Source organism: Allobosea sp. Leaf344, from assembly GCF_001426225.1.
Lineage (GTDB): Bacteria > Pseudomonadota > Alphaproteobacteria > Rhizobiales > Beijerinckiaceae > Allobosea.
Genome location: NZ_LMRT01000009.1, coordinates 328,678 through 347,391, shown reverse-complemented (window position 1 = coordinate 347,391; position 18,714 = coordinate 328,678). Strand labels below are relative to the sequence as shown.

Genomic DNA, 18,714 nt, shown 5'->3' with positions numbered 1-18,714 from the left:
TGCTGCTGCAATATATCCTCAAGCGCATTCTGGTGATGATCCCGACGCTGTTCGTCACCAGCGCGCTGATCTTCACCGTGATCAACCTGCCGGAAGGCGATTATTTCGAGACGCTCGCCGCCGAGATGCAGGCGCAGGGCGAGAAGGCCGATCTGTCGCGCATCGAGTTCCTGAAGCGCGAATACGGCTTCGACAAGCCGCCGGTGGAGCGCTATTTCCACTGGGTGGCGGGGCTGCTCCAGGGCGATATGGGGTATTCCTTCGAATATCAGCGCCCGGTGCGGGATATCGTGGGCGACCGGCTTTTCCTGACCATGCTGGTCTCCTTCGTCACCATCATCTTCACCTGGGTGGTGGCTTTCCCGATCGGCATCTATTCCGCCACGCATCAGTATAGCTGGGGCGATTACGGGCTGACCTTCCTCGGGCTGATCGGGCTCGCGGTGCCGCATTTCCTGCTGGCGCTGGTCTTCATGTATTTCGCCAATGTCTGGTTCGGCACCTCGATCGGCGGCCTGGTCGATCCGCAATATCTCAACCAGCCGATGAGCTGGGCGAAGTTCACCTCGATCCTCGAACATCTCTGGATCCCGGTGATCATCATCGGGGCCGGGGGCACGGCCGGGATGATCCGGGCTGTGCGCGCCAATCTCCTCGACGAGCTGCAGAAGCAATATTACGTCACCGCCCGCGCCAAGGGCCTGCCGCCGGGCAAGGCGCTGCGCAAATACCCGCTGCGCATGTCGCTCAATTTCTTCGTCTCCGACATTGGCGACATCCTGCCCTCCATCGTCTCGGGCGCGGAGATCGTCGCGATCGTCCTGTCGCTGCAGACCACGGGGCCGCTGCTGATCCGGGCGCTGCAGGCGCAGGACATGTATCTCGCCGGCTCCTTCCTGATGTTCCTGTCCTTCCTGACGGTGATCGGCGTGCTGGTCTCCGATATCGCGCTGGCGATCCTGGATCCTCGCATCCGCCTGCAGGGAGCCGCGACCAAGTGAACCGGACCCTCGACAGCGCGGGCCGGCAGCCGGGCCTTCCGCAAGACGGCGCGCCGCTGCCGCACACCGCCTCGACCGCGCCCTTCGAGCCCTATGCGACGGAGGCGATGACGCCGGAGCAGGAGCGCGTCTATCTCGCCTCCCAGACACGGCTGATGTGGTGGAAATTCCGCCGGCACAAGCTGGCGGTGATCTCGGGCGTCGTCATCCTGACGATCTATGCCATGGTGATCATCGCCGAGTTCCTGGCCCCGTACCATTACACCACGCGCAACACCGATTTCATCCGCGCGCCGCGCCAGGAGGTTCACCTCTTCCACGAAGGCAGCTTCATCGGCCCCTTCGTCTACCCCTATGCGCAGCGCATCAACATGGAGAATTTGAAGCGCGAATATGATGTCGACCGGACGCAGCCGCAGCGGCTGCGCTTCTTCTGCCGCGGCGAGCCCTATGAGTTCTGGCGGCTGGTCCCCGGCAATCTGCATCTGGTCTGCCCGGCGGAGGGCGGCACGCTGTTCCTGCTCGGCACCGACCGGCTCGGGCGAGACATGCTCTCCCGCATCCTCTATGGCGGGCGCATCTCGCTCTCGATCGGGCTGATGGGCGTCGCGGTCTCCTTCGTGCTCGGCATCATCATCGGCGGCATAGCCGGCTATTACGGCGGCAAGGTCGATCTGGTCGTGCAGCGGGTCATCGAGATCGTGCAGTCGCTGCCGCATATCCCGCTATGGCTGGCGCTGGCGTCGATCATGCCGCCCTCCTGGAGCCCGCTGCTGGTCTATTTCGGGATCACGGTCATCCTCGGCCTGATGGATTGGACAGGCCTCGCCAGGGCGGTGCGCTCCAAGCTGCTCTCGCTGCGCGAAGAGGATTACGTCGTCGCGGCGCAGCTGATGGGGGCGAAGCCGGCACGGATCATCGGGCTGCATCTGGTGCCCGGCTTCATGAGCCACCTCATCGCCTCCGCCACCATCACCATCCCCAAGACCATTCTGGGCGAGACGGCGCTGAGCTTCCTCGGGCTCGGCCTGCGCCCGCCGATCACCAGCTGGGGCGTGATGCTGAACGAGGCGCAGAACGTCAATGTGGTGGCGCTCTACCCCTGGCTGCTCTATCCGGTGGTGCCGGTCATCTTGATCATCCTCGCCTTCAATTTCCTGGGCGACGGGCTGCGGGATGCCGCCGACCCCTATCGCTGACGGCGCGGGATACCGACCCCTGCAGATCGCCTTTCACACGCCGCTGAACCTGTTCGATGACGGGCGCATCTCCGGGGACCGGCTGATGGCGCGGCAGATCGCGGCCGCGCTGGCGGCGCTGGGCCACAGGGTGGAGCCGGTGTCGCAGGCGCGCTCCTATCTGCGCGAGCCGGCGCCCGCGCTGCTGGACGAGCGGCTGGCGGAGGCGCGGCAGCGGCTGGCGGAGCTCGAAGCGCAATGGCGGGCCGGCGCGGCCCGGCCGCAGCTCTGGTTCACCTATCACAGCTATTACAAGGCGCCCGATCTGCTCGGCCCTCAGGTCGCGCGCGTTCTGAAGATTCCCTATGTCGTCGCCGAGGCCAGCGATTCCGAGGGCCGCGCCGCGGGACCCTGGGCCCGGCACGTCGCCATGGCCCGGGCGGGCTTCGCCGCCGCCGATCTGCATCTCTGCTTCACCGAGCGCGACCGGCAGGGGATCGCGCCCCATCTCGGGCCGAAGGCGCGCCTGCTGGCCTTTCCGCCCTTCATCCTGGAGGCCGGGCCGATGCGCCGCGCCGCGTCGCCCGATACGCCGCCGCGCCTGATCTGCGTCGCGATGATGCGCCCGGGCGTCAAGCTGGACAGCTACCAGGCGCTCGGCCGGGTGCTCGCCGGCGCGCTGCGGCATGAGTGGAGCCTGACGATCATCGGCGACGGCCCCGAGCGGGAGGCGGTGCAGCGCGCCTTCCAGGCGATCCCGCCGGCGCGGATCGACTGGCGCGGGGCGCTGCCGCATGAGGCGGTGGCCGAGGCGCTGGCGCAGCACGACCTCTTCATCTGGCCCGGTCTCGGCGAGGCCTATGGCCTGGTCTATCTCGAGGCCCAGGCGGCCGGGCTTCCGGTGCTGGCTTTCGCCAGCGGCGGCGTGCCGGAGACGCTCCTGCCGGGCGAAACCGGGCTTCTCGCGCCGGAGCGGGACGAGCGAGCTTTGGCGGCGGCGCTCGACCGGCTGCTGGGCGACCCGGCGCTGCGGGCGCGGATGGGGCAGGCCGCCGCCGACCATGTCCGCAGCGCGCGGATGCGCGACTCCGCCTGCCGCATCCTGGCCGAGGGTTTCGCGATGATCGGGGCCGGGCGCGAGGGCAGGCCGGCATGAGCGCCGCCGTCGACGCGCTGCTGGCCGAGCTCGATTTCCGGGCGGCTGCGGGGGATCCGCCGGTCCGGCTCTGGCTGCGCGACGACGACGCCAGCGCGCCAGGCCCGGCGCTGAACCGCCTCGCCGCCCTGGCCGAGCGCTTCGCGCTGCCGGTGCTGCTCGCCACCATTCCGATGCTGGCGACACCCGCCCTCTCCGCGGAGCTCGCGGGCAAGCCGATCCTGCTGCCCTGCCAGCATGGCGCCTGGCACCGCAACCACGCGCCGGCCGGGGGGAAGAAGAGCGAGTTCGGGGCGGAGCGCCCCTGGTCCGCGGTCGCGGCGGAGCTGCGTGCCGGCCGGCAGCGCCTGTCGGAGCTGTTCGGCGAGAGGCTGCTGCCGGTCTTCGTGCCGCCATGGAACCGCATCGACCCGCAGCTGGCGAGCCGGCTGCCGGAACTGGGTTTCACCGGCCTCTCCTGCTTCCGCGGCTTCCGCCTCGGCGCGACGCCCGGGCTCACCGTCGCCAATACCGATCTCGACATCATGGATTGGCAGGGCGGGCGCATCGGCCGCAGCCTCGACGCCATGGCTGCGGAACTGGCCTTGCTGCTGGCCGCGCGGCGCGGCGCCGCCGAGGCCCGCCCGGCGCTCGGCCTGCTGCTGCACCATCTCGATCACGACGATGCCGGCTGGGCCGCGCTGGAGGGGCTGCTGCTGCTGCTGACCCGCCATCCCGCCATCGCGCCCGCCGATCCGCGTGCGGTTTTCGGCCTCGGGCCCGGCGGGCACCCCTAACGGCAACCGGCTTGGTTCGGCTTCAACATCAGGCTATAAGATTTTTTATTGAAGATTTCGTCCTCTCTCAGAGGTCGCCAGGCCTTGCTCCGGAGGGCGAAGCGTTCATGCCTTTCAATGTCGTGGATCTTCCCCGTGCGGAGCGGGCGCCGCGGGACCCGCTGGCGCCGCGTGTCCTGATCTACAGCCACGACACCTTCGGCCTCGGCCATATCCGCCGCTGCCGCGCGATCGCCAACGCGCTGGTCGCGATCTATCCTCATATATCAGTGATCATCGTCTCCGGCTCCTCGGTGATCTCCAGTTTCCAGTTCGGGGACGGCGTCGATTACGTCCGCATTCCCGGCGTCGAGAAGCAGAGCGACGGGCGCTACGATCCGCATCATCTCAACCTCGATCTCGACGACACGATCCGGCTGCGCTCCGACATCATCAAGACGGTGGTGCTCTCCTTCGACCCGGATGTGGTGATCGTCGACAAGGAGCCGATCGGCCTGCGCGGCGAGCTCCTGCCGGCGCTGGAGATCCTGCGGCGGCGCGGGGCGCGGATCGTGCTCGGCCTGCGGGACGTGCTCGACGAGCCCGCCAAGCTGCATGAGGAGTGGCGCCAGAGCGGCGCGCTCGAAGCGCTGGCCGACACCTATGACGACATCTTCATCTACGGGCTGGAAAGTGTCTACGCCCCGCTCGCCGGGCTGCCGAACCAGCACCTCTTCGCCGACAAGATCCAGTATACCGGCTATCTCAAGCGGGCGGTCCCCAGCCCGATGCCGCCGAACCGCTATCCCCGCATCACCAAGGAGCCCTTCATCCTGGTGACGCCCGGCGGCGGGGGCGACGGTGCCGGCGTCATCGACTGGGTGATCTCGGCCTATGAGGCCGATCCGACGATCCCGCTGCCGGCTTTGATCGTGTTCGGCCCGTTCATGTCGCGCGAGAGGCGCAAGGGTTTCGCCGAGCGGATCGCGCGGATACCGAAGCTCGAAGGGCTCGGCTTCGAGCCGCGTCTCGAGCTGCTGATGAACCGCGCCCACTGCGTCGTCGCGATGGGCGGCTACAACACGTTCTGCGAGATCCTCTCCTTCGACAAGCCGGCGCTGATCGTGCCGCGCGTCAAGCCGCGGCTGGAACAGGCGATCCGGGCCGAGCGCGCCGATGCGCTGGGGCTGATCGACGTGCTGCTCGACCCGTCGCAGAATGGCGGCGCGCCGCGCGACCCGCTGGTCATGGCCGCGGCTTTGCACGCTTTACCGAAGCGCCTGCCGCCCTCCCAGGCCTTCGTCCCGAGCCTGCTCGACGGGCTGCCGGCGATCGGGCGCCTCCTGGCGGCGGATCTCTCCGCCCCGGTCCGCGGCAGGCTGCGCGATAGCGGCACCGCCGCCGTCGGAAGCTGAACCCTCGCCCCCCGGGGCGCATCGCTCATGCGCCGGCCGGCAGGGCTGCGGATGAGGCATGGACAAGCCTCTGCAATGCTCGCAATATATCAGGGCATAGCCGATGCTTCGCCGGGCAGGGCGGGGCGGCAGAGGAGATGACGCCATGGCCCAGCTGCATTTTCGCAACTTCAGCCTCCTCGAACCGGATCATGGCGAGCTGCGGCCGGGATATGAGCTGATCGTCGAGGGCGAGACCATCCGCGAGGTCTCGGACAAGCCGCTGAAGCCGGCCGAGGCCGAGGTGATCGATTGCGGCGGGCGCACGCTGATGCCGGGGCTGATCGACAGCCATGTCCATGTCTTTCTCTCCGAGGTCTATATCCGCACGCTGGAGAGCATGCCGCTGACGCTGATGACGGCGCGCGCCGTGCGGCTGATGAAGGGCATGATCGACCGCGGCTTCACCACCGTGCGCGATACCGGCGGGGCCGATTGGGGCATCAAGGAAGCGGTGGAGAGCCGCGACATCCCGGCGCCGCGCCTGTTCATCGCCGGCGCCGCGATCGGGCCGACCGGCGGCCATAGCGATCCGCGCCGCCGCACGGATTTCGGCGCCCGCTGCCATTGCTGCAACGCCATGGCCTATACGATGAACGTCTCCGACGGCGTCTCCTCCGTCCGCAAATCGGCGCGCGAGCAGATGCGGCTGGGCGCCGATCACATCAAGATCATGATGTCGGGCGGCGTCGCCTCGCCCTATGATCCGCTGGATTCGCTGCAGTTCTCGCTGGATGAGGTGCGCGCCGCGGTGGAGGAGGCCAAGGCCTTCGGCCGCTATGTCTGCGCCCATGCCTATACCCCCGAGGCGATCACCCGTGCCGCGCAATGCGGGGTGAGGGCGATCGAGCACGGCAATCTGATCGACGACGCCAGCGCCAAGCTGATGGCCGAGAACAAGATGTTCCTGACCGCCAATCTCGTCGCCTATTACGCGATGAAGGAGCGCGCGGCGGAGTTCGGCATGAATGCCGACATGCTGGCAAAGAACGACCTCGTCATCGATGGCGGCCTGCGCTCCCTGGAGATCTGCAAGCGCGCCGGCGTGCCCGTCGCCTATGGCAGCGATCTCCTGGGCCAGCTGCAGGTCGACCAGTCGCGCGAGTTCCTGCTGCGCAGCGAGGTGCTGTCGCCGATCGAGATCATCCGCTCCGCCACCACCGTCGGCGCGCAGCTGCTGCGCATGGAAGGCAAGCTCGGAACGCTCCGCGAAGGTGCTTTCGCCGACATGATCCTGGTCGATGGCGACCCGCTGACGAATCTCGGGCTGTTCCAGGAGCAGGGAAAATATCTGTCGATGATCATGAAGGGTGGCGTCTTCCACAAGAACACGCTGCATTGACCTGTGGAACGGGTGTGGCCGGGCGAGGCCCGCGCTCTGAGTGGCTCGCTCTTGGGCGGGATCGGGACGGTCGCTCAAAAACGAGGCTGCCGAGGCGGATATTCAAACAGAAACGGTCTTGACTGTTTGTAAGTTGGCCGATCCAATATCTACCGTAACGTCATTTTTCGGCCTGCGGGCCGGAGCAGAGCGGGGCAGGTGAATGGCAGGAGCACGGGTTTGAGCACGGCGTCACGCTCCGGTTTCGGTCGTCTCGCGCTCAACGGGGCCGCGGGGCTGTCGCTGGCCTTCATCCTGATGCCGCTGTTCTTCGTCACCTGGCTGGCCTTCTTCCGCGAGGAGATCCCCTCCTTCCCGCCGCAGGGCTATTCGCTGAAATGGTTCGCGGCGGTGCCGGGCAACAAGCCCTTCGTCGACGGGTTCATCCTCAGCCTGCAGGTCGGGATCCTCGCCACGCTGATCGGGCTGGCGCTGGGCGTGCCGGCGAGCCTGGCGCTGGTGCGCCACCGCATCGTGCTCGGCCCCGCCGTCAACACGCTGCTGCTGCTGCCGCTGGTGATGCCGGGCATCGTGCTCGGCACCTCGCTCTACGTCTTCCAGATCGAGACCGAGATCGCCACCGGCCTGCCGGTGCTGGGCTCCGTCGCCGGGCTGATCGGCGCGCATACGCTCGTCGTCGTCCCCTGGGTGGTGCGGCTGGTGACGGCGAGCCTCGCCGGCTTCGATCGCACCATCGAGGAAGCCGCGCAGAATCTGGGCGCCGGCCCGTTCACCACCTTCTGGCGCGTCACCCTGCCGAGCATCCGGCCGGGCCTGGTCGCCGCCGGGCTGTTCGGCTTCGTCACCTCGTTCGGCAATCTCGAAATGAGCCTGTTCCTGGTCGGCCCGGGGCGTACGACCCTGCCGATCGCGATCCTGCAATATCTGGAATGGAAGATCGATCCGACCGTCGCGGCCGCCTCGCTGATCCAGATCGTCCTGATCGGCGCCGCGATGATCGTCACCGACCGCTATGTCAAACTGAGCCGGGTGGTCTGAAACGTGGCGCGTCTGTCGATCGAGCATCTGCGTAAATCCTATGGCGATCTCACCGTCGTGGACGATGTCGCCATCGACATCGCCGATGGCGAGTTCCTGGTGCTGCTCGGACCCTCCGGCTGCGGCAAGACGACGACCTTGCGCATGGTCGCGGGCTTCGTGCCGCCGAGCGCCGGGCGGATCACGATCGGCGAGCGCGACGTCACGACCCTGCCGCCATGGAAGCGCAATTGCGGGCTGGTCTTCCAGAGCTACGCGCTGTTCCCGCATATGACGGTCGCGGAAAACGTCGCCTTCGGCCTGGAGATGCGCAAGGTCGCGCCGGCCGATCGCGCTCCCCGGGTCGCCGAGGCGCTCCGGCTGGTGCAGCTCACCGGTTTCGACGGGCGCTATCCGCGCCAGCTCTCCGGCGGCCAGCAGCAGCGCGTGGCCCTGGCCCGCGCCTTGGCGATGGAGCCGGATGTGCTGCTGCTCGACGAGCCGCTGTCGAATCTGGACGCCAAGCTGCGCCAGGAGGTCCGCGTCGAGATCCGCGAATTGCAGCGCAAGCTCGGCCTGACCACGATCATGGTCACCCATGATCAGGAAGAGGCGCTGACCATGGCCGACCGGCTGGTGGTGATGGAAAAGGGCAAGGTCCGGCAGATCGGCTCGCAGCGCGAACTCTATGAACGCCCGGCCGACCGCTTCGTCGCCGGCTTCATCGGCCGCAGCGCCTTTCTCGACGGCGAGAGCCTCGCGCCCGGCCGCTTCGTCAGCGCGGGCGGGCTCCACATCGCCTGCGCGGCGGCGACCGGGCAGGGCGGGGCGACGCTGGCCCTGCGGCCGGAACGGATCGCGGTCGGGAGCGATGCCGCGGGGCTCGCGAACCGTTTCGAGGCGAGGGTCGAGCACGCGGCCTATCTCGGCGCGCTGATCGACATCCATGTGCGGCTGTCGGAGCAGGACCAGATGCTGCTGCAATTGCCGAACCGCCAGGGCTTCGCCGAGCCGCGCCCTGGCGATAGCATCACCATAGGGTGGGCCGAAGACGCCGGGCTCGTCTATGCGCTCGAGAGCTGAAATCCGGATTCCAGGCGTCCAACAGGGGAGATAAGACATGACCAAGATCGACAGGCGCGACCTGCTCAAGACGCTCGCGGCCGGAGCCAGCGCGGCCACGTTCGCCCCGGGTCTCGCCGGCTCCGCCTTCGCCCAGTCGGGCGGCAAGGTCGTCGTCGGCACCTGGGGCGGCGATTACGCCCGACTCCTGACCAAGAACATCGAGGAGCCGCTGCTGAAGCCGAAGGGCGTCGAGGTGGTGCAGGACCAGGCCGGCGACGCGCCGCGCCGGGCCAAGATGGTCGCCGAGCGCCGGCTGCCGCGCGGTACCGTCGATATTCACGGCCTCTCCGCCGCGAACATGTTCGAGATGAACGAGGCCGGCGTAGTCGAGCAGCTCGACTACAGCAAGATCCCCAACGCCAAGAACCTCATCCCGGCGATGAAGTATCCCTATGGCGTCGGGCACATCTATTCCGGCAACGTCGTGATCTACAATCCGAAGATCATCAGCCCGGCTCCGAAGGGCTTCAAGGATTGGCTCGACCCGAAATGGGGCAGCAAGATCGGCTTCATCGACATCCAGTACCAGTCGATCATCATCGCCGCCTCGATGGCCGCCACGAACGGCCAGAGCATGAACGACCTCGACAAGGCGAAGGAGGTGCTGATGGCGGTCAAGAAGGCCGGCGCCCGCGTCTACCCGACCAACGAGGCCTTCGCCCAGGCGATGAAGAACGAAGAGGTCGGCATCAGCGCGATCTGGAAGGCGCGCGTCGTGCAATGGCAGAATGCCGGCATCCCCTGCGAGGCGGTGTCGCCGGTCGAGGGCATCCCGGCCTATGTCTCCGGCTTCGTCATCCCGAAGAACGCGCCGAACAAGGACAATGCCTACGCCTATCTCAACGCGATGCTGGAGAAGGCGCCGCAGGAGGCCTTCGCGGTCGATATGGGCTATAACGGCACCGTCACCGGGCTGAACGTGGCGGCCGACCTGCAGAAGCGGATCGGCTTCACGCCGGAGGAAGAGAAGCGCCTGAAGGATCTCGACTACGCCTTCCTCGCCAAGAACGACGCGGCGATGAAGGAGTGGTGGGACAAGGTCTTCAAGGCCTGAGATGAGCGCCACCGCTCCAGAAGCAGTCGCGGGCGCGCGCACCGGCCTGGCCGGGGCGCTCGTCGTGCCCGCGACGATCTTCGTCGCGATCGGGCTGCTCGGCCCGATCGCGATCCTGTTCCGCTATTCGCTGAACCAGTTCATCCCCGGCCAGTTCATGGTCGACGGGCTGACGATCGAGAATTACGTCAAGTTCTTCACCGACGGCTATTATCTGAACGTGCTGGTGCGGACCGTCCGGGTCGCGGTGATCTGCACGATCGCCTGCCTGATCATGGGCTTTCCGCTGGCCTATGTGCTGGCCCGGATGACGAGCCCGCGCAAGAACCTGCTGATCATGCTGGTCGTGCTGCCGCTCTTCGTCGGCAATGCCGTGCGCGCCGCCGGCTGGATGGCCGCCTTCGGCAGCAAGGGCGCGCTCAACGCCTCGCTGATCGGGCTCGGCCTGATCGACCAGCCGCTGGAGATCATGTTCACCGAGAATGCGGTGCTGATCGGCATCGTCGCGGTCAATCTGCCCTTCATGGTGCTGACCTTGCAGAGCGTCATCGAGGGCATACCGCGCCATGTCGAGGAGGCGGCCTTCAGCCTGGGGGCGGGCCCGATGGCGATGTTCCGCCGCGTGCTCTGGCCGCTGGCGCTACCGGGCATCCTGGCGGGGACGATCCTGACCTTCATCCTCGCGATGAACGCCTATGCCACGCCGGTGCTGCTGGGCGGGCCGAAATTCCAGATGATGGGACCGCTGGTCTATGGCCAGTTCGCGCAGCAGAACAACTGGCCCTTCGGCGGCGCGATCTCCTTCATCCTGATGACCGCGACCATCGTGCTGACGGTGGCGGCGCATCTGATCGTGCAGCGGCGCTACCGCTGAAGGGGGCTTTGCATTCGCTTCGCCCGGCCCGTCGGGGGCAGGCCGCGGCGCCGGCGATCTCCCTGCGGCAACCCGGCGCCGACCGGCCAGCCCTCCAGGCTGGCCAAGAGCGGCGCAGCGCATTAGATGGGGACCATGAGCATCTCAGGTTCACTCGTCCCGGTCGCCGTCGGCGCAGTCGCCGTCGTGCTGCTGCTCGGTCTCATCAACATGTTGCGCGGGGGCAGCCCCGGAACCTCGCAGCGCCTGATGCGTCTGCGCGTCATCCTGCAATTCATCGCCATCCTGGTCATCCTCGGCGTGCTGTGGTGGCGCAGCGGTTGAGGGAGATCAAGGCGGCGACGTTCCATCGCGTTCAGGCAAACCGTTGAATCGTTTCGGCGATTCGGCGCGGTCTCCGGCCGGGCAGGGCTGCCGCCGCAATCCCGCCATATTCTCGTCACGAGTGTCTGCGCTTCACTAACGCCCTCGCCGGCCCGCCGGTGGTCAACAGAAATTGGCTCATGCTTCGCGTCGCGTCGTTCATCCTCGCCGGTCTCGTGCTCGCCTCGCCCGCACAGGCGCAGTCGCAGCCGCTCCCGGCAGGTGTATCGAGCTACGCCCCGGCGACCGAGATGGGGCCCGTATCCTGGGAAACCCGCATCGGCGCCGCCGCCGCCAACCCGACCGGGCGCGAGAGCGGGCTGCTCAATTTCAGCGGCGAGATCCTGACGCCGCGGGTGATGAGCTTCGGCGACCGCGTCTCCTCGGCCTTCGTGCCACGCTTCCACATCGGCGCCAGCGCCAATTTCAACGGCACGCGCTATGCCTATGCCGGTGCGACCTGGACCGTCGATCTGAGCAAGACCGTCTTCCTCGAGGCGAGCCTCGGCGCCGCGCTCAACGACGGCAAGACGGGGCCGATCATTCCCGAGAACCGGCTGGCGCTGGGCTGCAACAGCGGCTCCCGCGAGGCCGCGGCGCTGGGCGTGCGGCTGAACGATCGCTGGAGCCTGGTGGCGACGCTGGAGCATTTCGGCGCGGTCGGCTGCTCCGAGCGCGACCGTCCCAAGGGGCCGGCCAATATCGGTGCGCGGCTCGGCTACAGCTTCTGACGCCTCGCGTTTTTGCGTCTCCGGCCCCTTCCGTTGCGCCGGCGCCGCGCTATAACCGCGGCATGGTCATTCTCAACCGCATCTATACCCGCACCGGCGACGACGGCTCGACGGCGCTGGCGACCGGCAAGCGCCTGCCGAAATTCGATCTGCGCGTCCAGGCCTATGGCACCACCGACGAGACCAATGCCTGCATCGGCATCGCCAGGCTGCATTGCGCCGGCGAGGATGCGGATCTCGACGCGATGCTCGGCCGCATCCAGAACGATCTCTTCGATCTCGGAGCCGAGCTTGCCTCGCCCGATACCGGGGAAAAGCTGAGCTGGGAGCCGCTGCGGATCGTGCAGGGCCAGGTCGAGCGGCTGGAGCAGGAGATCGACAGGCTCAACGCCGATCTCGGCACGCTGCGCTCCTTCGTCCTGCCCGGCGGCACGCCGGCGGCGACGCATCTGCATCTCGCCCGCACCGTCAGCCGGCGCGCCGAGCGGCTGATGGTCGAGCTGGCACAGACTGAGGGCGAGGCCGTCGCGCAGCCGGCGCTGAAATACATCAACCGCCTGTCGGACTTCCTGTTCGTCGCCTCGCGCTATCTGAACGCCAAGGCCCAGGGCGACGTGCTCTGGGTGCCCGGACAGAATCGCTGAAATGTTCATGCCGCTGCATGACGGGGTGCCGATGCGCTTCCTGCGTGCGCCCTATGTCACCTACGGCCTGATCGTCATCTGCTGCTGCGTCTTTCTGGCGCTGCTGTTCCGGCACGGCGAGGCCCAGATCGCGGTGGCGGCCGGTTTCGGGATGATCCCCTCGGTGCTGTTCGGCACGGCGATGCTGCCGCCCGAACTGCTGCAGGCCCCGGTCTGGGTGACGCCGTTCAGCTCGCTCCTGCTGCATGTCGGCCTCGCGCATCTCGCCGGAAACATGCTGTTTCTCTGGGTCTTCGGCGACAATGTCGAGGATGCGATGGGGCATCTGCGCTTTCTCGGCTTCTTCCTGCTCTGCGGCCTCGCCGGCGCGCTCAGCCATGCCTTCATGAATCCGGGCTCGGAACAGCCGCTGATCGGCGCCTCCGGCGCGATATCGGGCGTCATCGCCGCCTATCTGATGCTGCATCCGCAGGTCCGGATCTGGGGCCTCGCCTTCAAATGGATCCCGCTGCGGATCCCGGCCGTCTACGCGCTCTCGGCCTGGATCGCGCTGCAGCTGATCTCGGCCCTGCTCGACCCGCAGGGCAGCGTCGGCTGGTGGGCCCATCTCGGCGGGCTCGTGGCGGGGGCGGTGCTGACGCCGCTGATGATCCAGCGCGGGGTGACGCTGTTCGGCCGGGTGGCGCAGCCATGACCGCGGCATGGCCGCGACCATGACCCGCCGGCGCTGCGGGCCGGCGCGGCTTTGACGGCGTTGACAAGCGCAAACGGGCGTCGCTACGGTCCCACCGCATTCCAGCCGAGAGCCGCAATGCCGCTATCCTGCCGCCGCTGCGGCGCGGCCTGACGCGCTTCTCTCCTGAACGGTGATTTGACGATGAAGATCCTTGTGCCCGTCAAGCGGGTTGTCGACTACAATGTGAAGATCAGGGTCAAGGCCGACGGCTCCGGCGTCGAACTCGCCAACGTCAAGATGTCGATGAACCCATTCGACGAGATCGCCGTCGAAGAGGCGCTGCGGCTGAAGGAAGCCGGCAAGGCGACCGAAATCGTCGTGGTCTCGATCGGCCCGGCCCAGGCGGCCGAGACGATCCGCACCGGTCTCGCCATGGGCGCCGATCGCGGCATCCTGGTCAAGGTCGACGGCGTGGTCGAGCCGCTGGCGGTCGCCAAGCTGCTGAAGAAGCTGGTCGAGCAGGAGAGCCCGAACCTCGTTATCCTGGGCAAGCAGGCGATCGACGATGATTGCAACCAGACCGGCCAGATGCTGGCGGCCCTGCTGGGCTGGCCGCAGGGCACCTTCGCCTCGAAGGTCGATCTGGCGGCCGACAGCGTCGACGTGACGCGCGAGGTCGATGGCGGGCTGCAGACGGTGACGCTCAAGCTGCCGGCGATCGTGACCACGGATCTGCGCCTGAACGAGCCGCGCTACGCCTCGCTGCCCAACATCATGAAGGCCAAGAAGAAGCCGCTCGACGAGACCAGCGCCGAGACGCTGGGCGTCGACGTCACCCCGCGCCTCAAGGTGCTGAAGACGACCGAACCGCCGGGGCGCTCCGCCGGCATCAAGGTCGGCTCCGTCGCCGAACTGGTTTCGAAGCTCAAGAACGAGGCGGGAGTGCTCTGATGGCCACGCTGCTGATTGCCGAACACGACAACACCGCCGTCAAGGACGCGACCAACAAGGCGCTGACCGCCGCCAAGGCGCTGGGCAAGCCCGTGCATGTGCTGGTCGCCGGGGAAGGCGCCGCCGCCGCCGCCGCGCATGCGGCCAAGCTCGACGGGGTCGAGAAGGTGCTGCTCGCCGAGGCCGCGATCTACGGGCATAATCTGGCCGAGCCGCTGGCGGCGCTGGTCGCCGGGTTGGCCGCGAATTACGACGCGATCGTCGCCCCCTCTACCACCACCGGGAAGAACGTTCTGCCGCGCGTCGCCGCCCTGCTCGACGTGATGCAGATCTCGGATGTGATGAAGGTGGTCTCGCCGGACACGTTCGAGCGTCCGGTCTATGCCGGCAACGCGATCCAGACCGTGCAGTCGGCCGAGGCGAAACTGCTGCTGACGGTCCGCACCGCCTCCTTCCAGGCGGCGGGCGAGGGCGGCTCCGCCCCGGTCGAGAGCATCGCCACCGGCGAGGATCCGGCGCTGTCGAGCTTCAAGGGCGAGGAGGTCGCGAAATCCGACCGGCCGGAGCTCGCTTCGGCCAAGATCATCGTTTCGGGCGGGCGCGCGCTCGGCTCGGCCGAGGCCTTCGCCAAGGTGATCGAGCCCGTCGCCGACCGGCTCGGCGCGGCGATGGGCGCCTCGCGCGCCGCGGTCGACGCCGGCTATGCTCCCAATGACTGGCAGGTCGGGCAGACCGGCAAGGTCGTGGCGCCGGACCTCTATGTCGCGGTCGGCATTTCCGGCGCGATTCAGCATCTCGCCGGGATGAAGGATTCCAAGGTCATCGTCGCGATCAACAAGGATGAGGAAGCCCCGATCTTCCAGATCGCCGATTACGGGCTGGTGGGCGATCTCTTCGCCCTGATGCCGGAGCTGGAAGCGGAGCTCGGCAAGATCGGCCGCTGAGCGCCGGCAGCTGCTAGGATCGGCGGCATGCGCCGCTGATTCGTGCGGCGGATCATTGGCTTACGAGGCCGTCCAGGCGGGCGGCCTCCGCGCTGCGGATCGTCCGCGGCGCCACGGAGATGGACCAGACCATGTCGGACCAGGCGATCAGGACGATCGGCATCATCGGCGCGGGCCAGATGGGCAACGGCATTGCCCATGTCGCCGCGGTGGCCGGCTTCGAGGTCAAGCTGCATGATCTTGCCGAGGAGCGGATCAACACCGCGCTGGCGACGATCGACGGCAACATGGCCCGGCAGGTCGCCAAGGGGGCGATCGGCGACGAGATCCGCCGCGTCGCCATGTCCAAGATCACCCCGGCGCCGACCCTGGACGGGCTCGCGGAATGCGATCTGGTGATCGAGGCCGCGACCGAGAACGAGGAAACCAAGCGCAAGATCTTCACGGCGGTCTGCCAGCACATCAAGCCAGAGGCGATGCTGGCCTCCAACACCTCGTCGATCTCGATCACCAGGCTGGCGGCCGCGACCGACCGGCCCGAGCGCTTCATCGGCATTCATTTCATGAACCCGGTGCCGCTGATGCAGCTCGTGGAGCTGATCCGCGGCATCGCTACCGACGACCAGACCTTCGAGCTGGCCAAGGAGTTCGTCGGCAAGCTGCACAAGACCGTCTCGGTCTCCGAGGATTTCCCGGCCTTCATCGTCAACCGCATCCTGCTGCCGATGATCAACGAGGCGGTCTACACGCTCTATGAAGGTGTCGGCTCGGTCGAGGCGATCGACACCGCGATGAAGCTCGGCGCCAATCATCCGATGGGCCCGCTGCAGCTCGCCGATTTCATCGGCCTCGATACCTGCCTCTCCGTCATGCAGGTGCTTCATGACGGGCTGGCGGATTCGAAATACCGGCCCTGCCCGCTGCTGGTGAAATATGTCGAGGCCGGCTGGCTGGGGCGCAAGACCAAGCGCGGTTTCTACGATTATCGCGGCGAAAAGCCGGTTCCGACGCGGTAAGTGGGGCAGTCGGCAGTCGGGAATAGGCAGTCGGATACTGGAGCGACGGCCTACTGCCCATTGCCTATTGCCCGGTTTTACCCCGGCCCTTCACATTGCTGTCGTCTCGCGCTTACACTGATGAGGTGACGGGATTCGTCCCGTACCGATCAGCGGAGGTGCGGCGGATTTGACGGCGCATGTGATGCATCCGATGGCGTCGCCGGATGGTTGTCCGGCTCTGGTCCTCAACGCCGATTTTCGGCCGCTGAGCTACTATCCCTTGTCCCTCTGGAGCTGGCAGGACGCGATCAAGGCGGTGTTCATGGACCGCGTCAACATCGTCTCGGAATATGATACGGTGGTGCGCAGCCCGAGCTTCGACATGAAGCTGCCCTCGGTGGTCTCGCTCAAGACCTATATCAAGCCGTCGCGCACCCCGGCCTTCACCCGCTTCAACGTCTTCCTGCGCGACCGCTTCTCCTGCCAATATTGCGGGGTGCGCGAGGATCTGACCTTCGACCACGTCATCCCCCGCTCCAAGGGCGGGCTGACCACCTGGGAGAACGTCGTCGCCGCCTGTTCGCCCTGCAATCTGCGCAAGGGCGACAAGATGCCGGCCTCGGTCGAGATGTTCCCGGCCCAGAAGCCCTTCGCGCCGACGGTCAACGACCTGCATCGCAACGGCAAGATGTTCCCGCCGAATTATTTGCACGAGAGCTGGCTGGATTATCTCTACTGGGATTCCGAGCTGGAGCCGTGAGCGGCGCGGTCAGGCGCCGGCCAGCGCAGCGGCGCGCAGCCGGCGCAGGCCGAGCAGCGCCAGGCCCAGCAGCGCCAGCGAGGCGAGCGCGTTCCAGCCGGCGAGGGACAGGCCGAGAAACCGCCAGGCGGCCTCGGTGCAGGAGACGACGCGGACGCTCTGCAACTGCTTCATGAAATCCTGCATGCCGGCGGCGGCCGGGGCGGGGGCGCCGCCGCAGTCGTTCGGCCCCGCGAACCAGCCCCATTCCACCCCGGAATGATAGATGCCGAGCCCGGTGCTCCAGAGCATCAGCGCCGCCAGGACGAGCAGCGCCGCGATCTGCGCCCAGCGCGTCCTGGCGAACAGGGCCGCGACGGCGGCGAGCCCGATCGCGGCGTAATGCGGGGCGCGCTGCTCGAGGCAGAGCTTGCAGGGCTTCAGCCCGACGACCAGCTCGAAATACCAGGCGCCGGCGATCAAGGCGAGGCTGGCGAGGCCGATGGCGAGGATCAGGCGGCGCGGATGATCGAGAAGCATGGGCATGGCGGCGGCCTCGGCGGAGCGATGAGCGATGCATGCGCCGCCCGGCGTGGCGAAGGCAAGGCGTAACCCGCAGCCTTCCGCCGGAAACGGCCCGTCTCGTCCGGCTGCCGTCACCGGCTGGCGGCCATGCTCATAGCTTGTTTACTTTGATGAACAAAAGATTGGCCACGATAAGGTCCGATTCGCCGTTCAGCATTGTCGCGTTCTGCCATGGAGGATTCTGATGAAGCGAGCTCTTCGGGAGCGAATGCTGGCGCCCTCCCTGGCCGGATCAGTGCTGGCGCTGTCGCTCGCGGCCGCGGGTGCCTCGGCCGCCTCGCTCGACGCCAAATATGATGTCACGCTGCTGGGGCTGACGCTGGGCACGGCGACGCTGTCGGGCGGGATCGAAGGCAGCGCCTATAAGCTCGACGTCGCCGCCAAGCTGACCGGGCTGGTCGGCGGGCTGACAGGCGGGCGCGGCTCCGGCAGCGCCACCGGCAATCTCGAGAGCGGCAAGCCGACCCCGGCGACCTTCGCCGTCAGCTCGGCCAATTCCAGCGAAAGCCGCACCGTGCGCATGGCCTTGGACAGCGGCCGGGTGGCCGCGCTCGACATCGCCCCGCCGATCGACGCCAAGCCTGATCGCGTGCCGCTGAACGACGGGCACCGGCGCAATGTGCTGGACCCGCTGAGCGCCTTCCTGATGCCGGTCAGCGGCAAGGGCGGTTCGGCCGCGGCCTGCAACCGCACTTTGCCGATCTTCGACGGCGCGGCGCGCTACGACATCAAGCTGAGCTATTCCGGGACGCGCGACGTCCAGATCGACGGATATAGCGGGCCGGTCGCGATCTGCCAGGCGCGCTATGTGCCGATCGCCGGCCACCGGGCGCTGCGGCCGAGCACCAAATTCATGGCCGAGAACCGCGACATCAACACCTGGCTCGCGCCGGTGGCGGGCACGAATCTGATGGTGCCGGTGCGGATCTCGGTGAAGACGATGGTCGGGACGGCCGTCATCGAAGCCTCGAGCTTCCGCGTCGATCCCGGCGCGACGGCAACCGCCAAGCGCGACTGAGCCGCCGGCTCGGTCTTCGGCCGGCGGCGCTCGCAATCCGTCGGGATTCCAGGCCCCCGGCACGGCACGGGCTTGGCCCCGCGCCGCGTCATGCCCATCTCCATTGCCC

Annotated in this window: 20 protein-coding genes; 19 read left to right on the top strand and 1 reads right to left on the bottom strand. The window is 67.4% G+C overall.

Features of this window, described 5'->3' with window-relative positions; translation table 11 throughout:
• Nucleotides 1-2: 2 nt before the first annotated feature.
• From ASG72_RS07690 to ASG72_RS07605, 18 genes are all read left to right on the top strand, one after another.
• A complete protein-coding gene (locus ASG72_RS07690) occupies nt 3-1,001 on the top strand; it encodes an ABC transporter permease (protein WP_056711063.1) in 999 nt (332 codons plus the stop codon).
• The gene (locus ASG72_RS07685) at nt 998-2,200 is read left to right on the top strand and encodes an ABC transporter permease (protein WP_056710717.1); all 1,203 of its coding nucleotides are present in this window, start codon (nt 998-1,000) and stop codon (nt 2,198-2,200) included. The genes ASG72_RS07690 and ASG72_RS07685 overlap by 4 nt, the downstream gene beginning before the upstream one ends.
• Complete coding sequence (locus tag ASG72_RS07680; RefSeq protein ID WP_056710714.1) at nt 2,178-3,335, top strand: glycosyltransferase family 4 protein; 1,158 nt, start codon at nt 2,178-2,180, stop codon at nt 3,333-3,335. Before ASG72_RS07685 ends, ASG72_RS07680 begins: the two co-directional genes overlap by 23 nt.
• Nucleotides 3,332-4,111: a hypothetical protein gene (locus tag ASG72_RS07675; protein ID WP_056710713.1), complete on the top strand. Its 780-nt coding sequence runs from the start codon at nt 3,332-3,334 to the stop codon at nt 4,109-4,111. The genes ASG72_RS07680 and ASG72_RS07675 overlap by 4 nt, the downstream gene beginning before the upstream one ends.
• Before the next feature lie 107 nt (nt 4,112-4,218).
• Nucleotides 4,219-5,505 carry a hypothetical protein gene (locus tag ASG72_RS07670; protein ID WP_082540177.1) on the top strand — a complete coding sequence of 429 codons (1,287 nt, stop codon included), beginning with the start codon at nt 4,219-4,221 and terminating at the stop codon, nt 5,503-5,505.
• A gap of 145 nt (nt 5,506-5,650) precedes the next feature.
• On the top strand, nt 5,651-6,886 hold the full coding sequence (locus ASG72_RS07665) for an amidohydrolase family protein (protein ID WP_056710711.1): 1,236 nt from the start codon (nt 5,651-5,653) through the stop codon (nt 6,884-6,886).
• A 219-nt stretch (nt 6,887-7,105) separates the two neighbouring features.
• Entirely contained in the window at nt 7,106-7,924 is an 819-nt protein-coding gene (locus tag ASG72_RS07660; protein WP_244488731.1) for an ABC transporter permease, read from the top strand.
• 3 nt (nt 7,925-7,927) lie between these two features.
• Entirely contained in the window at nt 7,928-8,986 is a 1,059-nt protein-coding gene (locus ASG72_RS07655) for an ABC transporter ATP-binding protein (protein WP_056710709.1), read from the top strand.
• Between the two features lie 37 nt (nt 8,987-9,023).
• Complete coding sequence (locus tag ASG72_RS07650; RefSeq protein ID WP_056710707.1) at nt 9,024-10,082, top strand: extracellular solute-binding protein; 1,059 nt, start codon at nt 9,024-9,026, stop codon at nt 10,080-10,082.
• Between the two features lies 1 nt (nt 10,083).
• Nucleotides 10,084-10,956 (top strand): ABC transporter permease, encoded by an 873-nt coding sequence (locus ASG72_RS07645; RefSeq protein ID WP_056710705.1) that lies wholly within the window; start codon nt 10,084-10,086, stop codon nt 10,954-10,956.
• A gap of 135 nt (nt 10,957-11,091) precedes the next feature.
• Entirely contained in the window at nt 11,092-11,280 is a 189-nt protein-coding gene (locus ASG72_RS07640) for a twin transmembrane helix small protein (RefSeq protein ID WP_056711056.1), read from the top strand.
• 179 nt (nt 11,281-11,459) lie between these two features.
• On the top strand, nt 11,460-12,050 hold the full coding sequence (locus ASG72_RS07635) for a hypothetical protein (protein ID WP_056710703.1): 591 nt from the start codon (nt 11,460-11,462) through the stop codon (nt 12,048-12,050).
• Nucleotides 12,051-12,112: 62 nt separating this feature from the next.
• Nucleotides 12,113-12,694, top strand: a complete 582-nt coding sequence (locus ASG72_RS07630) for a cob(I)yrinic acid a,c-diamide adenosyltransferase (protein ID WP_056710701.1) — start codon at nt 12,113-12,115, stop codon at nt 12,692-12,694.
• Between the two features lies 1 nt (nt 12,695).
• A complete protein-coding gene (locus ASG72_RS07625; RefSeq protein ID WP_056710699.1) occupies nt 12,696-13,388 on the top strand; it encodes a rhomboid family intramembrane serine protease in 693 nt (230 codons plus the stop codon).
• A 183-nt stretch (nt 13,389-13,571) separates the two neighbouring features.
• Complete coding sequence (locus tag ASG72_RS07620) at nt 13,572-14,321, top strand: electron transfer flavoprotein subunit beta/FixA family protein (protein ID WP_056710698.1); 750 nt, start codon at nt 13,572-13,574, stop codon at nt 14,319-14,321.
• Entirely contained in the window at nt 14,321-15,265 is a 945-nt protein-coding gene (locus tag ASG72_RS07615; protein ID WP_056710696.1) for an FAD-binding protein, read from the top strand. Before ASG72_RS07620 ends, ASG72_RS07615 begins: the two co-directional genes overlap by 1 nt.
• Before the next feature lie 131 nt (nt 15,266-15,396).
• Nucleotides 15,397-16,281 (top strand): 3-hydroxybutyryl-CoA dehydrogenase, encoded by an 885-nt coding sequence (locus ASG72_RS07610; RefSeq protein WP_056711054.1) that lies wholly within the window; start codon nt 15,397-15,399, stop codon nt 16,279-16,281.
• Nucleotides 16,282-16,465: 184 nt separating this feature from the next.
• Nucleotides 16,466-17,023, top strand: coding sequence for an HNH endonuclease (locus ASG72_RS07605; RefSeq protein WP_056711053.1), 558 nt, complete (start codon nt 16,466-16,468; stop codon nt 17,021-17,023).
• Between the two features lie 9 nt (nt 17,024-17,032).
• Here the strand turns inward: ASG72_RS07605 and ASG72_RS07600 are convergent, their stop codons facing one another.
• Nucleotides 17,033-17,548, bottom strand: a complete 516-nt coding sequence (locus ASG72_RS07600) for a disulfide bond formation protein B (protein ID WP_056710694.1) — start codon at nt 17,546-17,548, stop codon at nt 17,033-17,035.
• A gap of 223 nt (nt 17,549-17,771) precedes the next feature.
• On the opposite strand from ASG72_RS07600, the gene ASG72_RS07595 reads away from it, so the two are divergent.
• Nucleotides 17,772-18,605 carry a DUF3108 domain-containing protein gene (locus ASG72_RS07595; RefSeq protein WP_056710692.1) on the top strand — a complete coding sequence of 278 codons (834 nt, stop codon included), beginning with the start codon at nt 17,772-17,774 and terminating at the stop codon, nt 18,603-18,605.
• The last annotated feature ends 109 nt before the right edge of the window (nt 18,606-18,714 follow it).

What these genes read in the sequence shown, in the direction of transcription:
- ASG72_RS07615 (WP_056710696.1), top strand. Translation starts at nt 14,321, where the DNA reads ATGGCCACGCTGCTGATTGCCGAACACGACAACACCGCCGTCAAGGAC.
- ASG72_RS07605 (WP_056711053.1), top strand. Translation starts at nt 16,466, where the DNA reads ATGCATCCGATGGCGTCGCCGGATGGTTGTCCGGCTCTGGTCCTCAAC.
- ASG72_RS07610 (WP_056711054.1), top strand. Translation starts at nt 15,397, where the DNA reads ATGTCGGACCAGGCGATCAGGACGATCGGCATCATCGGCGCGGGCCAG.
- ASG72_RS07665 (WP_056710711.1), top strand. Translation starts at nt 5,651, where the DNA reads ATGGCCCAGCTGCATTTTCGCAACTTCAGCCTCCTCGAACCGGATCAT.
- ASG72_RS07640 (WP_056711056.1), top strand. Translation starts at nt 11,092, where the DNA reads ATGAGCATCTCAGGTTCACTCGTCCCGGTCGCCGTCGGCGCAGTCGCC.
- ASG72_RS07645 (WP_056710705.1), top strand. Translation starts at nt 10,084, where the DNA reads ATGAGCGCCACCGCTCCAGAAGCAGTCGCGGGCGCGCGCACCGGCCTG.
- ASG72_RS07680 (WP_056710714.1), top strand. Translation starts at nt 2,178, where the DNA reads ATGCCGCCGACCCCTATCGCTGACGGCGCGGGATACCGACCCCTGCAG.
- ASG72_RS07630 (WP_056710701.1), top strand. Translation starts at nt 12,113, where the DNA reads ATGGTCATTCTCAACCGCATCTATACCCGCACCGGCGACGACGGCTCG.
- ASG72_RS07675 (WP_056710713.1), top strand. Translation starts at nt 3,332, where the DNA reads ATGAGCGCCGCCGTCGACGCGCTGCTGGCCGAGCTCGATTTCCGGGCG.
- ASG72_RS07625 (WP_056710699.1), top strand. Translation starts at nt 12,696, where the DNA reads ATGTTCATGCCGCTGCATGACGGGGTGCCGATGCGCTTCCTGCGTGCG.
- ASG72_RS07635 (WP_056710703.1), top strand. Translation starts at nt 11,460, where the DNA reads ATGCTTCGCGTCGCGTCGTTCATCCTCGCCGGTCTCGTGCTCGCCTCG.
- ASG72_RS07670 (WP_082540177.1), top strand. Translation starts at nt 4,219, where the DNA reads ATGCCTTTCAATGTCGTGGATCTTCCCCGTGCGGAGCGGGCGCCGCGG.
- ASG72_RS07620 (WP_056710698.1), top strand. Translation starts at nt 13,572, where the DNA reads ATGAAGATCCTTGTGCCCGTCAAGCGGGTTGTCGACTACAATGTGAAG.
- ASG72_RS07595 (WP_056710692.1), top strand. Translation starts at nt 17,772, where the DNA reads ATGAAGCGAGCTCTTCGGGAGCGAATGCTGGCGCCCTCCCTGGCCGGA.
- ASG72_RS07650 (WP_056710707.1), top strand. Translation starts at nt 9,024, where the DNA reads ATGACCAAGATCGACAGGCGCGACCTGCTCAAGACGCTCGCGGCCGGA.
- ASG72_RS07600 (WP_056710694.1), bottom strand. Translation starts at nt 17,548, where the DNA reads ATGCCCATGCTTCTCGATCATCCGCGCCGCCTGATCCTCGCCATCGGC.